The sequence below is a fragment of the Stenotrophomonas sp. YJH_SMC_106-19 genome (assembly GCF_059368375.1).
Window position 1 is genome coordinate 84,985 of the sequence record NZ_JCAFRQ010000007.1, and the last position, 13,852, is coordinate 98,836.

General features: G+C 67.6%; 10 protein-coding genes and 1 riboswitch. Of the genes, 5 read left to right on the forward strand and 5 right to left on the reverse strand.

The genetic code is table 11. The features are described from left to right. Window positions 1-134: 134 nt before the first annotated feature. Window positions 135-692 (forward strand): DUF3228 family protein, encoded by a 558-nt coding sequence (locus tag AC5P5M_RS17045; RefSeq protein WP_065175850.1) that lies wholly within the window; start codon window positions 135-137, stop codon window positions 690-692. A gap of 26 nt (window positions 693-718) precedes the next feature. On the opposite strand, the gene AC5P5M_RS17050 is transcribed toward AC5P5M_RS17045, so the two are convergent. From AC5P5M_RS17050 to ahcY, 3 genes are all read right to left on the reverse strand, one after another. Beyond that, window positions 719-1,204: a hypothetical protein gene (locus AC5P5M_RS17050; RefSeq protein ID WP_495206176.1), complete on the reverse strand. Its 486-nt coding sequence runs from the start codon at window positions 1,202-1,204 to the stop codon at window positions 719-721. Next, window positions 1,204-1,677, reverse strand: a complete 474-nt coding sequence (ybaK, locus tag AC5P5M_RS17055; protein WP_180875710.1) for a Cys-tRNA(Pro) deacylase — start codon at window positions 1,675-1,677, stop codon at window positions 1,204-1,206. The genes AC5P5M_RS17050 and ybaK overlap by 1 nt, the downstream gene beginning before the upstream one ends. A 286-nt stretch (window positions 1,678-1,963) precedes the next feature. Beyond that, window positions 1,964-3,409, reverse strand: a complete 1,446-nt coding sequence (ahcY, locus tag AC5P5M_RS17060; protein ID WP_053516439.1) for an adenosylhomocysteinase — start codon at window positions 3,407-3,409, stop codon at window positions 1,964-1,966. A 36-nt stretch (window positions 3,410-3,445) separates the two neighbouring features. Continuing rightward, window positions 3,446-3,529: riboswitch (S-adenosyl-L-homocysteine riboswitch) on the reverse strand. 118 nt (window positions 3,530-3,647) lie between these two features. Between ahcY and AC5P5M_RS17065 the strand changes: the two genes are divergently transcribed. Together AC5P5M_RS17065 and ppc are read left to right on the forward strand one after the other, a co-directional pair. Further along, window positions 3,648-6,164 (forward strand): S9 family peptidase, encoded by a 2,517-nt coding sequence (locus AC5P5M_RS17065; RefSeq protein ID WP_495206177.1) that lies wholly within the window; start codon window positions 3,648-3,650, stop codon window positions 6,162-6,164. Window positions 6,165-6,333: 169 nt separating this feature from the next. Further along, the gene (ppc, locus tag AC5P5M_RS17070; protein WP_495206206.1) at window positions 6,334-9,045 is read left to right on the forward strand and encodes a phosphoenolpyruvate carboxylase; all 2,712 of its coding nucleotides are present in this window, start codon (window positions 6,334-6,336) and stop codon (window positions 9,043-9,045) included. Between the two features lie 67 nt (window positions 9,046-9,112). Here the strand turns inward: ppc and AC5P5M_RS17075 are convergent, their stop codons facing one another. Both AC5P5M_RS17075 and metK read right to left on the reverse strand, forming a co-directional pair. Next, complete coding sequence (locus AC5P5M_RS17075; protein ID WP_053516435.1) at window positions 9,113-9,619, reverse strand: acyl-CoA thioesterase; 507 nt, start codon at window positions 9,617-9,619, stop codon at window positions 9,113-9,115. Window positions 9,620-9,759: 140 nt separating this feature from the next. Then, window positions 9,760-10,971, reverse strand: a complete 1,212-nt coding sequence (metK, locus tag AC5P5M_RS17080; RefSeq protein WP_053516433.1) for a methionine adenosyltransferase — start codon at window positions 10,969-10,971, stop codon at window positions 9,760-9,762. Window positions 10,972-11,307: 336 nt separating this feature from the next. Here metK and olsF point away from each other — a divergent pair, with 336 nt between their 5' ends. Both olsF and AC5P5M_RS17090 read left to right on the forward strand, forming a co-directional pair. Beyond that, complete coding sequence (olsF, locus tag AC5P5M_RS17085; RefSeq protein WP_253119391.1) at window positions 11,308-13,017, forward strand: bifunctional ornithine lipid synthase OlsF; 1,710 nt, start codon at window positions 11,308-11,310, stop codon at window positions 13,015-13,017. Continuing rightward, window positions 13,014-13,817, forward strand: coding sequence for a UDP-2,3-diacylglucosamine diphosphatase (locus AC5P5M_RS17090; RefSeq protein ID WP_279942598.1), 804 nt, complete (start codon window positions 13,014-13,016; stop codon window positions 13,815-13,817). The genes olsF and AC5P5M_RS17090 overlap by 4 nt, the downstream gene beginning before the upstream one ends. The last annotated feature ends 35 nt before the right edge of the window (window positions 13,818-13,852 follow it).

Consider the following 13,852-nt stretch of genomic DNA (forward strand, 5'->3'; position numbering starts at 1 on the left):
CGGGCGATGGCGGCGGGTGCGAACCAGTATATCGCTTCATCAAGATGGATGTGCAATGAATGTGTGAAGCGCCTGCCGCGAAGGGGGAAGGGCGGGTACCCTGTGCCACTGAATTCCTGATCACGCCGCACACCATGTCCATCGTCCTTACCGATTTCGCCCGTCCCCGCCTGTTCCCGCGCGTGCCGCGCGGCAACACCATCCAGGACTGCACTGCCGAGCAGTTCGAGGCGTATCTCAACGCACACGCACCGCTGAAGGTGCTCGACGGCTACGCGCCGTTCTGCAAGCTGTTCGTCTACGAGAACTGGACCAGCACGCGCTGCCTGACCGTGCCGGTCACCGATGCCAACCGCCACCTGCTGCGCAGCGGCTACGAAGCGCGCAACCGCGATGAGCTGCCGGTGCTGGTGCGTTGGTTCGAAGGCGTCGAATCGCCGCGTGCGAACTACCTGGTGGTGATCCTGTACAGCGCCGAGCAGCTGGCCAAAGAGGGCTCACCGATCGATGCGGACTGGGGCATCGTCGGCTGCATCTACACTGCCGAACCGGAAGAAGTGCCGATGGCGCCGATCACGATGATGCGCAATGCGCTCGGTGTGGAGGAGGGGGGTTCCGGCGTGCCGCTGGACCGTGAGGCCTACCAGCGTTCGGTGGCGTTCTGGGAGAACAACGCCAACTGGCGGCCGTAGGCCCGGTCACGTGCGTCCGGCCGCGCTCAGCCGGAAAGCCATTCCCACCACGGGTAATGGTATTCGCGGTCGATTGCCTGCCAGTGCTGGCCGCAGTGTGCACAGGCGACCGTGTGGCAATCGCCCCAACCATCCTCGGCCTCCTGCAACGAGAGCAGCTGCATGTGGCCCTGTTCGAGCAGGCGCCGGGGATCGAAGAACGGGTAGGTGGGGTTGAGCGCGCACAGGCAACCCTCGCGCGCCTGCCAGTGGCGCAATCGTCGCAGCGCCGCCTTCAGGTGCGCCTGGTTGCTGACCAGCATGCCGCCGAGTTCGACGGGCTGGCAGCGTCGCTCGATCAGGTCGGCGTGCGATGCCAGGGCCTCCAGCGAGGAGGGGGTGAACAACCGCGCAACCGTGCGCGCGGCGTCGGTGATGCGGCTGGCGTCGCGCGACAGCAGATCCTGCAGCAGCACGTCGGCCTGTGCATCGTCGAGCCGGGGTATCGGCGCTGCGGACCACGGCCAGCGCATCAGCGGGCCTTGCCGATGGCGGCGTAATGGCCGGCAGTAAGGCGCAGCAGGTCGGCCGGCGCCAGTTCCACTTCCAGTCCACGACGCCCGGCGCTGACATGCAGGCTGGGCAATACCTGCGCACTGGCATCCAGGAACGTGCGCAGGCGCTTCTTCTGCCCGAGCGGGCTGATGCCACCGACCACGTAGCCGGTGGCGCGCTGGGCGGCGTCGGCAGCGGCCATCTCACACTTCCGGCAGCCGGCTGCTTCCGCCAACGCCTTCAGGTCCAACTGGCCGGCCACCGGCACGATCGCCACCAGCAGCTCGTGGGTTTCGGTGCTGGCCAGCAGGGTCTTGAATACCTGTGCCGGGTTGAGGCCCAGCTTGTCGACGGCTTCGCCACCATACGATTCGGCGTGGGCATCGTGCACATAGCTGCGCACGGTGTGGGCGATCTTCTCGCGCTTGAGCAGGGTGATGGCCGGAGTCATGGGCGCATCGTAGCGTGGGGCGACGCGGCTGCCTTGACCGAGGCTGTTGCCATGATCTGGTAGCGCCGGACCATGCCCGGTGGCGTGGAGATCGTATTGCCTGCGTGTCGATGAGCAGGCGCCTTGTACCCGCCGGGCATGGCCCGGCGCTACCGGGATGCTCGTGGGCTGGCGCTAGCGGCGTGCCTGACGCAGAACGGGCGCCCGAAGGCGCCCGTTCTTTCTGCTTCCGCTGCTGGGGCCGGGGCCCTTTCCTGCGGAAAGGGAACCGACCCCGGGCGCGGCATCAGTAGCGGTAGTGGTCCGGCTTGAACGGGCCTTCCACCGGCACGCCGATGTAGTCGGCCTGTTCCTGGGTCAGGGTGGTCAGCTTCACACCGATCTTCTCCAGGTGCAGGCGTGCCACTTCCTCGTCCAGCTTCTTCGGCAGCAGGTAGACCTTCTTCTCGTAGTTGTCCTTGTTCGCCCACAGGTCGATCTGTGCCAGGGTCTGGTTGGCGAAGCTGTTGGACATCACGAAGCTCGGGTGGCCGGTGGCACAGCCCAGGTTCACCAGGCGGCCCTCGGCCAGCAGGAAGATCGCATTGCCGTTCGGGAAGACGTACTTGTCGACCTGCGGCTTGATGTTGACGTGCTTGATGCCCGGGTAGGACACCAGCGCATCGACCTGGATCTCGTTGTCGAAGTGGCCGATGTTGCAGACGATGGCCTGGTCCTTCATCGCGCTCAGGTGCTCGATGCGGATGATGTCCTTGTTGCCGGTGGTGGTGACGTACAGGTCGGCGCGGCCCAGGGTCGATTCGATGGTGTTGACTTCATAGCCTTCCATCGCTGCCTGCAGGGCGCAGATCGGATCGATTTCGGTCACGACCACGCGTGCGCCGTAGGCACGCAGCGAGGCGGCGCAGCCCTTGCCGACGTCACCGTAACCGCAGACCACGGCCAGCTTGCCGGCCAGCATCACGTCCATGGCACGCTTCAGGCCATCGGCCAGCGACTCGCGGCAGCCGTACAGGTTGTCGAACTTGCTCTTGGTGACCGAATCGTTGACGTTGATCGCCGGAATCAGCAGGGTGCCGGCCTGGGCCAGCTGGTACAGGCGGTGCACGCCGGTGGTGGTCTCTTCGGAGACGCCCTTCCAGTCCTTGACCACGCGGCCCCAGTAACCCGGGCGCTCCTTGGCCACACGCTTGAGCAGGTTCTTGATGACCTGTTCCTCGTGCGAGGAGGAGGCGGTGTTGACCCAGTCACTGCCGTTTTCCAGCTCGTAGCCCTTGTGGATCAGCAGGGTGACGTCGCCACCGTCATCGACCACCAGCTCCGGACCGGTCAGGGTGCCGTCGGCCAGGGTGAAGGTGAGCGCGTCCAGGGTGCAGTCCCAGTACTCTTCCAGGGTCTCGCCCTTCCAGGCGAACACCGGGGTGCCGGTGGCGGCGATGGCCGCAGCCGCATGGTCCTGGGTCGAGAAGATGTTGCACGAGGCCCAGCGCACGTCCGCGCCGATGTCCTTCAGCGTTTCGATCAGCACCGCGGTCTGGATGGTCATGTGCAGCGAGCCGGTCACACGCACGCCCTTCAGCGGCAGCTCGGCCTGGTACTTGCGGCGGATCGACATCAGGCCCGGCATTTCATGCTCGGCGATGTCCAGTTCCTTGCGGCCCCAGTCGGCCAGGGTGATGTCGCGGATCTTGTAATCGCCTTCGGTGGAGAAGGTCTTGGCAACAGCGTTCATGCAGTAGCTCCGGTTGTGGGCGAGCGGGTGCTCGCATCTAGCCGGGCGCCGTTGTTACAGAGCCACCTCACCGAGCCTGGCCGGCCTCATGGGGGTCCGGTCGCAGCGCCCCTCGGGAGGGGAGAGCGGCCATTATATCGCGCGCCCGGTGTTTCATCGGCGTGACCCAACCATCGGCAGATGGGCGCCTGTGCACGGACTGTTAAGGTCGGGTTTTAACGCACCCTCAGGTGGAACGATGAGCACGCATGTACGCCGCAACCGGCGCTTGACCGGCCTGGTCCTGTCCATGGCCCTGTTGGCGGTGGCCCCGCTGGCCTGGGCGGCGGCGCCGCAGCCCGCGGCGGCCCAGGCCCAGGGCGCAAACGGCTACGAGCTGCCCTCGGCCGCGCTGCAGGCGGTGGTCGACGCCCCGCGTGCGCCCTCGCTGTACCTGTCGCCGCGCCGCGATGTGGCCGCGCTGATGCAGATGCCGTCGCTGCCGTCGATCCAGGTGGTGGCCCAGCCGGAACTGAAGCTGGCAGGCCTGCGCATCAACCCGCGCACGTTCTCCGACAGCCGTTTCAGCTTCGGCGAGAAGCTGTGGCTGATGAGCGTGGCCGACGGCAGGGAGCGGCAGATCAGCGGCCTGCCGGGCACGCTGTCGATTGCCAGCCTGGCATGGTCGCCGGACCAGAAGTGGCTGGCCTTCAATCAGGTCGACGCCGCCAGTGGCGCCAATGAACTGTGGCTGGTGGATGTGGCCGCCGGCAGCGCCCGTCGCCTGGTCGCCGGCCTGAACACGGTGATCGGCAGCGGCTACCAGTGGCTGCCGGACAGCCGTGGTCTGGTGGTGTTCACCCGCCCGGCCAACCTCGGCGCCGCCCCGGCCGCCGACGGCATTCCCACCGGCCCCGCCGTGCAGCAGACCAGCCAGGGCGGCGGCGTGGTGTCGATCCGTACCTATCAGGACCTGCTGAAGAACGAGGCCGACGCGCGCCAGTTCGACTACTACGCCACCACCCAGCCGATGGAAGTCAGCCTGGATGGCCGCACCCGCGCGATCGGCGCGGCGGGCATCTTCATGGGCTTCTCGGTGTCGCCGGATGGCCGCTTCGTGCTGCGCCAGCCGGTGCAGCGGCCGTACTCCTATGTGGTGCCGGTCAGCAGCTTCCCGCGCCGCATTGAAGTGATCGACCGTGCCAGCGGCCAACTGGTGCACACCGTGGCCGTGCGCCCGCTGGTGGAAGGCCTGCCGACCGGCAACGACGCCGAAGTGACCGGCGTGCGCGACATCAGCTGGCGCGGCGATGCCGATGCCACACTGGTCTGGGCCGAAGCCCAGGACGGTGGTGATCCGAACCGCGACGCCAAGGTGCGCGACGCCGTGCTGATGCAGGCCGCCCCGTTCGACAGGCCGCCGGTGACGCTGGCCCAGCTCGGCAGCCGTCTGGCCGGCATCAGCTGGGGCCGTGGCGACCTGGCCCTGCTCACCGAGTCGTGGTGGAAGACCCGCAGGACCAAGACCTGGTTGATTGCCCCGGACAACGCCGGTACCGAGCCGCGCCTGCTGTGGGATCGTGATGCGCAGGACCGCTATTCCGATCCGGGCCGGCCCCAGCTGTCCAGCGACGATCGCGGCCGCTCGCTGCTGCAGACCAGCCCCGATGGTGGCAGCCTGTATCTGGTTGGTGCCGGTGCTTCGCCGGAAGGTGACCGTCCGTTCGTGGACCGCTTCGACATCGCCAGCGGAAAGGCCTCCCGCCTGTTCCACTCGCAGGCGCCGAACTATTCGGTGCCGGTGGCATTGCTGGACAATCAGGGCAGCTCGCTGCTGCTGAGCCGTGAAAGCCCGGACGAGCCGACCAACTTCCATGTGCAGTCGCTCACCGATGCCAGCGCGGCACCGCGCGCGCTGACCCACTTCCCGCATCCGCTGCCGCAGCTCAAGGGCGTGCAGAAGGAGCAGATCCGCTACAAGCGTGCCGACGGCGTGGACCTCACGGCCACGCTGCTGCTGCCGCCGGGCTACGATCCCACCCGCGACGGCCCGCGCCCGCTGCTGATGTGGGCCTACCCGGGCGAGTTCAAGAGCGCCGCGGCCGCCAGCCAGGTCACCGATTCGCCGTACCGTTTCAACGCGATCAGCTACTGGGGGCCGCAGGCCTTCCTGGCCAAGGGCTATGTGGTGCTGGCAAGTCCTTCGATGCCGATCATCGGCGAGGGCGACAAGGAACCCAACGACACCTATATCGAACAGCTGGTGGCCAATGCCCAGGCTGCGGTGGACGAAGTGGTGCGCCGTGGCGTGACCGACCGCGACCATATCGCCATCGGCGGCCATTCCTACGGTGCGTTCATGACCGCGAACCTGCTTGCGCATACGCGCCTGTTCAAGGCCGGCATCGCCCGCAGTGGAGCCTACAACCGTACGCTGACGCCGTTCGGCTTCCAGGCCGAAGAGCGCAACTACTGGCAGGCGCAGGACGTGTATCAGAAGATGGCGCCGTTCAACTATGCGGACCGGATCAAGGATCCGATCCTGTTCATTCACGGCGTGGATGACAACAATTCCGGCACCTTCCCGATGCAGAGCGAGCGCATGTTCGCTGCGGTGAAGGGACTCGGAGGGACGGCGCGCCTGGTGATGCTGCCGAACGAATCGCACGCCTATCGTGCACGCGAATCGATCATGACCATGCTGGCCGAGAGCGAGCGCTGGCTGGAGCAGACCATCGGCCCGGCAGCCTCGGGCAAGGCGAAGAAGAAGCGCTGACACGTGCATGCCGGCGGCCCCTGCGAGGGGGCCGCCCCGACGCGGTTGCATTCCACATCGGCAGCGCTGGCGTTGCATGCAGATGAAACCATTTCTGCATCGCAGCACAGCCCCCGATCTGGGATAGGCTTGGATCCAGGATCCGTTGACCGAGGCCCGTGCGTCGCCGATGAACGAGTACCGCAGCAGCATCGAGTTTGCTTCTCCCGATCTTCCGCTCCGCGATGACGTGCGCCGGCTCGGCGCGCTGGTCGGCGACCTGCTGGTCGAGCAGGTTTCGGCAACCTTCCTCGACGATGTCGAGGATGTTCGCACGCGGGCCATCGCCCGCCGCGAAAACCAGGCGCCGCTGTCGGAGCTGGCCGATGGCCTGGCCGGTCGTACGCCGCAGCAGGCCGAGACGATGGTGCGGGCGTTCAGCACCTACTTCCAAGTGGTCAACATCGCCGAGCGCGTGCACCGCATCCGCCGCCGCCGCGACTACCAGCGCGCCGGTACTGCCGCGCCGCAGCCGGATGGCCTGCAGGATGCGCTGCAGCACCTGAAGGCGCAGGGCGTGACGCTGGATGAGTTGGCGCAGTGGCTGCCGCGCATCGATATCGAACCGGTGTTCACTGCGCATCCGACCGAAGCCGTGCGCCGCGCACTGCTGGAGAAAGAGCAGCTGATGGTGGCCAGTCTGGTCGACAACCTCGACGGCCAGCGCACGCCGGGCGAGGCGGCAGCGGATGCTGCACGCTTCCGCATGGCGCTGACCGCTTCCTGGCAGACCACCGACTCCTCGCCGGTGCGGCCGACGGTCGATGACGAGCGCGAGCACGTCGGCTTCTATCTGGTGCAGGTGCTGTACCGGGTGATACCCGTGCTGTACGAATCCCTGCAGCAGGCGCTGCGTGATACCTATGGCGAAGAACTGGCGCTGCCGCGCCTGCTGCGTTTCGGCACATGGGTGGGCGGCGACATGGACGGCAACCCGAACGTGGACGCCCGCACCATCCGCAGCACGCTCGATGCCCAGCGACAGGCAGTGCTGGGGCGCTACCAGAAGGAACTGCTGCAGCTGGCCAGCCTGCTCAGCCAGTCCACCGAGCGGGTGGGCGTGAGCGATGCGCTGCAGGCGCGCGTGTCGCACTACCAGCAGCTGTTGCCGAAGGTGCAGTCGCGCCCGCGGCACGCCGACATGCCGTACCGGCTGCTCAACGACCGCATGCGTGCGCGCCTGCAGGCCACCCTGGACGATGCAGAGGGAGCCTATGCAGGCCCGGACGAGCTGATCGACGATCTGCAGCTGATCCTCGACAGCCTGCGTGCCAACCGTGGCGAGCATGCCGGCGGATTCGCCGTGCAGCGACTGTTGTGGCGGGTGAAGACGTTCGGCTTCCATCTGGCGCGGCTGGACGTGCGGCAGGAATCGAGCGTGCATGCGCGCGCGCTGGCGGCGGTGCTGGGCGGCGAAGCGGCCTGGGAAGGATTGGATCCATTGGCCCGCGCAGGCCTGCTCGGCCCACACGCCAGCGGCGAGCAGCCGCTGCCGGTGGGTGACGACGAGGGCAACCAGCGACTGGATGCGGTGTTCGCGGCGCTGGCCGACGCGCGCGCGCGGCATGGCAGCGAGGCGCTGGGCAGCTACATCATCTCGATGGCACATGATCGCAGCGATGTGCTGGCCGTGCTGGCGCTGGCGCGCCGTGGCGGATTGGCTGACGAGGACGGCGCGGTGCCGCTGGACATCGCACCGCTGTTCGAGACGGTGGACGATCTCAAGCGTGGTACTGCGACGCTGCGTGACCTGCTGGCCGATCCGGTCTATCGCGCTCATCTGCGGGCACGCGGTGATGTGCAGATGGTGATGCTGGGTTATTCCGACAGCAGCAAGGACGGCGGCATCGCCGCTTCGCGCTGGGGCCTGCAGCGTGCGCAGGTGGAACTGCTGGACGTGGCGGCCGAGGCCGGCATCCGCCTGACCTTCTTCCACGGCCGTGGTGGTTCGATCAGCCGGGGCGGTGGCAAGACCACGCACGCGGTGGACGCGTCGCCACGTGGCAGCATCGATGGTCGCCTGCGCGTGACCGAGCAGGGCGAGGTGATCCACCGCAAGTACGGCATCCGCGCGCTGGCGCTGCGATCGCTGGAGCAGGCCACCGGTGCGGTGCTGCGGGCCAGTCTGCGTCCGCGTGCCGCGGAACCTCGCGAGGAGGGCTGGCGACCGGTGATGGACGTGGTCGCCGCCGCCAGCAGCGAGGTCTATCGCGTCTTCGTCGGCCAGACCGGTTTCATGGATTACTTCCGTACGGCGACGCCGATCGATGTGATCGAGCGGATGACGCTGGGTTCACGGCCGTCGCGTCGTCTCGGCCAGGATGCGGCACTGGGCAATCTGCGTGCGATCCCGTGGGTATTCGCCTGGAGCCAGGCCCGCGCGGTGATTCCCGGCTGGTATGGCGTGGGCAGCGGCCTGCAGGCGGCGGTGGATGCCGGCCATGAACCTGTCCTGCGCGACATGGCGCGCGACTGGCCGTTCTTCCGCACCTTCCTGGACGACATCGCAATGGTGCTGTCCAAGGGCGATATCACCATCGCCGAACAGTTCTCGCGTCTCTCCGGTGACCTGCACGGGCGCTTTTTCCCGCAGATCCAGCACGAACTGGCGCTGACCCGCCGCTGGCTGCTGGCACTGATGGACCAGCAGACCTTGCTGGAGCACGATGCGCGGCTGGCGCTGTCGATCCGCCTGCGCAATCCCTACGTCGATCCGATCAGCGTGCTGCAGGTGGACCTGCTGCAGCGCTGGCGCGAAAGCGGGCGGGAGGACGAAGAACTGCTGCGCGCGCTGGTGGCCTGCGTGAATGGTGTTTCGCAGGGCGTGCAGAACACCGGGTGATCCGCATCCGCCGGGCATGGCCCGGCGCTACCCGCCTCGGTGGGTGCGGGGCTTGCCCCGCACGCTCTCACTCTTCAGGTGAAGGCGGATTGGACGCCAGCAGTTCCAGGTGCCGTTGCTCCATTTCCTGCCGCAGCTGGCGCCGGATCAGCGCGGCGGCCTGCCGGCGCTTTTCGTCCGAACTGGCGGGCTGCAGCGGGGGGACAGGCGTTGGCCGCCCCTCTTCGTCCACCGCCACCATGGTGAAGAAACAGCTGTTGGCGTGGCGCACGCTGCGCTTGAGGATGTCCTCGGCCACCACCTTGATGCCGATCTCCATCGACGAGGTGCCGGTGTAGTTCACCGAGGCCAGGAACGTCACCAGTTCGCCCACCGCGATCGGCTGGCGGAACATCACCTGGTCCACCGACAGGGTGACCACGTAGCTGCCGGCGTAGCGGCTGGCGCAGGCGTAGGCAACCTGGTCGAGCAGGCGCAGGATGGCGCCGCCGTGGACCTTGCCGGAGAAGTTGGCCATCTCCGGCGACATCAGCACGGTCATGGACAGCTGGTGGGTTTTGAGTTCGGTCGACATGCACCGATTGTATCGGCGTGGCGCAGCTCGTGTAGAGCCGAGCCCGTGCTCGGCTGCTCTCGGCGCAGGCAAAAGAAAGCCGAGCATGGGCTCGGCTCTACAGAAAGCAGAAGGGCCGCTTGCGCGGCCCTTCGTCTGTCTTACTTCAGCTTCGCATCGGCGCGCAGAGCGGCGGCACGATCGGTCTTCTCCCAGGAGAAGGCCGTGGCGTTGACCGTCTCGCCGGCACCGTTGAGGTAGCTGAACTCCTTCGGCTTGCGGCCGAAGTGGCCGTAGGCCGCAGTCTGCTGGTACATCGGGTGGATCAGGTCCAGCATCTTGATGATGCCGTACGGGCGCAGGTCGAAGTGCTTGCGGATCAGCTTCTCGATCTTGTCGTCGCTGATTTTGCCCGTGCCGAAGGTGGTGACCGAGATCGAGGTCGGCTCGGCCACGCCGATGGCGTAGGAGACCTGCACTTCGCAGCGGTCGGCCAGGCCGGCGGCGACCACGTTCTTGGCGACGTAGCGGGCAGCGTAGGCGGCCGAGCGGTCAACCTTGGACGGATCCTTGCCGGAGAACGCGCCGCCACCGTGACGGGCCCAGCCGCCGTAGGTGTCGACGATGATCTTGCGGCCGGTCAGGCCGCAGTCGCCCACCGGGCCGCCGATCTCGAACTTGCCGGTCGGGTTGATGTGGAACTTGGTGCCCTTGTGCAGCCACTTGGCCGGCAGCACCGGCTTGATGATCTCTTCGCGGACGGCTTCGATCAGGTCCTTCTGCTTGATGCCCGGGGCGTGCTGGGTGGACAGCACCACCGCGTCGATGGCGGCCACTTCGCCGTTCTCGTAGCGCAGGGTGACCTGGCTCTTGGCGTCCGGGCGCAGCCACGACAGCGGCGAGTTCTTCTTCTTGCGGATCTTGGCCTGCTGCTCGACCAAGCGGTGCGACAGGTGGATCGCGGCCGGCATGTAGCTGTCGGTCTCGTTGGTGGCGTAGCCGAACATCAGGCCCTGGTCGCCCGCGCCCATTTCTTCCGGCTTCTTGCGGTCCACGCCCTGGGCGATGTGCGGCGACTGCTTGCCGATCAGGTTCAGCACGCCGCAGGTGGCGCCGTCGAAGCCGACGTCGGAGCTGTCATAGCCGATGTCCAGGATGACCTTGCGGGTCAGCGCTTCGAGGTCGATCCAGGCGCTGGTGGTGATCTCACCGGCAACAATGGCCACACCGGTCTTGACCATGGTCTCGCAGGCCACGCGGGCGCGCTGGTCCTGGGTCAGGATCGCGTCCAGCACCGCGTCGGAGATCTGGTCGGCAATCTTGTCCGGATGGCCTTCGGAGACCGATTCGGAGGTGAACAGGTAGCTGGACATCAGGCTTAATATCCCTTGATTCGGATGGAAAGATGGGCGCGCATCATACACGGGGTGCGCCGCCTGTGCATTGTGAACCCGTACGGGTTGCCGGTGGTTAAGGTGACGTGCCCTCTGGCACAAGGCCTGGCGGGCGTCTGCAGGACACGGTGCGCAGGCAGTGTTCCACTGGCGTGACCATTGCCGCAAGGCCGTGTTGCGGGGGGGAAGGGGCGGTTCCGGCGTTGCCGGAGCGGGACCGGCCGTCATCGTTCTGCCCCGAAACCGCCATCTGCCTGCCGCGTGCCAGGCGCAGGCTGTCGGCCAATCCGGCCGCCGGGTATCAGTGAGCACGCCATGCAGGAACTCGAACAGCGTCTGCAGCAACGCTTTCCGGAGTGGTTCCACGGCCGCCGCGGCCAGCTCGCGCGGCCACTGCTGCGCAGTGTGGGTCGCTGGTCGCGGCTGGACCGGGTGGAGGACTTCCTGCGGCGCAACGCGGACGTGCGCGGATTCGGCTTCGTGGCCGCCGGACTGGAGTTCCTGGACGGCCAGTACCAGGTGGATCCGGCAGCCCTGGCTCGCATTCCGGCCACGGGCCGTCTGCTGATCGTGGCCAATCATCCGTCCGGTGCACTCGACGCGCTGGCGCTGCTGGACGCGGTCGGCCGCATCCGCCGCGATGTGCGGATCGTGGCCAACGATCTGCTGGGCGCCATCGGCCCCCTGCAGGACCTGCTGCTGCCGGTCCGCATCCTCGGCGGCAAGGTCCAGCGCGGCAGCCTGCAGGCGGTGGAGCAGGCGCTGGCCGCCGAGCAGTGCGTGATCGTGTTTCCGGCCGGCGAGGTATCCCGGCTGTCGTTGCGCGGCATCCGTGATGGTCGCTGGCAGCGCGGGTTCGTCAGGTTCGCCCGGGCCGCCGGCGCCCCGGTGTTGCCGGTGCGGGTGGAGGCACGCAATTCGGCCCTGTTCTACGGCGCCTCGACCCTGTTCAAGCCAGCCGGCACCGCGCTGCTGGCGCGCGAGATGTTCGCGCGGCGTGGTCGGCCGCTGCGGTTGCGCGTCGGTGAACCGATGCAGCTGGGACAGGGCGACCCGGGCGAGCAGCTGCTGGCGGTACGGCGCGCGGTGTATGCGCTGGGCCGCGACCTGCGCCCCGGCGAGACTGCCGGTGCCGGCCCCGAACCACTGGCCGCACCGGTGCCGCCGTCGCAGGTGGCGGCCGCCATCGCTGGCGCTGTCCGGCTCGGACAGACCGCCGACGGCAAGCAGATCCTGCTGGCCAGCTGCAGCGCCGACTCGCCGCTGCTGCTGGAACTGGGACGCCTGCGCGAGCTGACGTTCCGCCAGGTGGGCGAGGGTACCGGCCACAGCCGCGACCTGGACGCCTTCGATCCGCAGTACGAGCACATCGTGATCTGGGACGCTGCCGCGCAGCGCATCGCGGGCGCGTACCGCATCATGCGGGGCGCGCACGCCCTGGCCCGGCGCGGACTGGCAGGGCTCTACAGCGCGTCGCTGTTCCGCTATTCCGACGATGCCATCACCCATATCGCCGAGGGGCTGGAGCTGGGCCGCAGCTTCGTAGTGCCCGATTACTGGGGCAGCCGCAGCCTGGACTACCTGTGGCAGGGAATCGGCGCCTACCTGCAGTGCCGGCCCGGCATCCGCTACCTGTTCGGTGCGGTATCGATCAGTGCGGCGCTGCCGCGCGATGCGCGCGAGCAACTGGTGGCCTACTACCAGCGCTACTACGGCGGCATCGCCGGCCTGGCCGAGTCGAACCGGCCCTTCCAGTACTTCGCGGCACCGCCCAGTTTCGGCGAACTGGATGCGGGCGCAGCCTTCGATGTCCTGAAGGCCAACCTGGCCGCACTCGGGACCGGCGTGCCGACCCTGTACCGCCAGTACACCGACCTGTGCGAGCCCGGTGGCGCGCGCTTCCTTGCGTTCGGCGTCGACCCGGCGTTCAGCGACTCGATCGACGGTCTGATCGAGGTGGACCTGTGCGCGATCCGACCGCACAAGCGCAAGCGCTACCTGCGCGATGCCGGAGCGCAGGCATGAGCGCGCTGGCGACGTTGTCGCCACACCGTCGCGCCGTGTTCGTCTCCGACGTGCATCTGGGGTCGCGCCATTGCCATGCGGCCGAACTGGCCGTGTTTCTCACCCAGCTGCGCTGTGAACGGTTGTACCTGGTCGGTGACATCATCGACCTATGGTGGATGGCGCATCATCGCGCCAACTGGCGGCAGTCGCACAGCGACGTCATCCAGGCGCTGCATGGACTGCGTCGCAACGGTACCGAGATCATCTACATCCCCGGCAATCACGATGCCTCGCTGCGCCATGTCTGCGGGTTGATGCTGCCGGCGATGCAGGTGCGTCGTCGTGCGATCCACGTGACCGCCGATGGGCGACGGTTGCTGGTCGCCCATGGCGACGACTACGACGGTGTCACCCATTTCGGCGGCCTGCAGGAAAAGTTCGGCGACTGGCTGTACTACCGCATCCTGACCGGCAACCAGGCGCTCAACGCGGTACGCCGCCGGCTGGGCATGCGCTACTGGTCGCTGTCGGAATTCCTCAAGAAGCGCAGTGGTGCGGCCGAGCGCTACATCGAGCGCTTCGTGCAGGCCGGGCTGGACGACGTGCGCCGGCGCGGCCTGGACGGCATCATCTGCGGGCACATCCACCGTGCGGCGCTGGTCGAGCGCGACGGCCTGGTCTATGCCAACGACGGCGACTGGGTGGAGAGCCTGACCGCGCTGGCCGAAGATCATGACGGCGCGCTGCGCCTGCTCGATCACCATGGGCGGACGCTGGTGGAGCTGCCCGGCGCAGCCCGGCGCGCGGCGGCTGCCTGACCCCAGCGGCACCGGCCACCGTCCGGGCTCTGCTG

Bases quoted from the DNA above. Each gene is read 5' to 3' on its own strand.
- AC5P5M_RS17065 (WP_495206177.1), top strand. From the start codon at position 3,648: ATGAGCACGCATGTACGCCGCAACCGGCGCTTGACCGGCCTGGTCCTG.
- AC5P5M_RS17090 (WP_279942598.1), top strand. From the start codon at position 13,014: ATGAGCGCGCTGGCGACGTTGTCGCCACACCGTCGCGCCGTGTTCGTC.
- ppc (WP_495206206.1), top strand. From the start codon at position 6,334: ATGAACGAGTACCGCAGCAGCATCGAGTTTGCTTCTCCCGATCTTCCG.
- AC5P5M_RS17075 (WP_053516435.1), bottom strand. From the start codon at position 9,619: ATGTCGACCGAACTCAAAACCCACCAGCTGTCCATGACCGTGCTGATG.
- AC5P5M_RS17045 (WP_065175850.1), top strand. From the start codon at position 135: ATGTCCATCGTCCTTACCGATTTCGCCCGTCCCCGCCTGTTCCCGCGC.
- olsF (WP_253119391.1), top strand. From the start codon at position 11,308: ATGCAGGAACTCGAACAGCGTCTGCAGCAACGCTTTCCGGAGTGGTTC.
- ahcY (WP_053516439.1), bottom strand. From the start codon at position 3,409: ATGAACGCTGTTGCCAAGACCTTCTCCACCGAAGGCGATTACAAGATC.
- ybaK (WP_180875710.1), bottom strand. From the start codon at position 1,677: ATGACTCCGGCCATCACCCTGCTCAAGCGCGAGAAGATCGCCCACACC.
- AC5P5M_RS17050 (WP_495206176.1), bottom strand. From the start codon at position 1,204: ATGCGCTGGCCGTGGTCCGCAGCGCCGATACCCCGGCTCGACGATGCA.
- metK (WP_053516433.1), bottom strand. From the start codon at position 10,971: ATGTCCAGCTACCTGTTCACCTCCGAATCGGTCTCCGAAGGCCATCCG.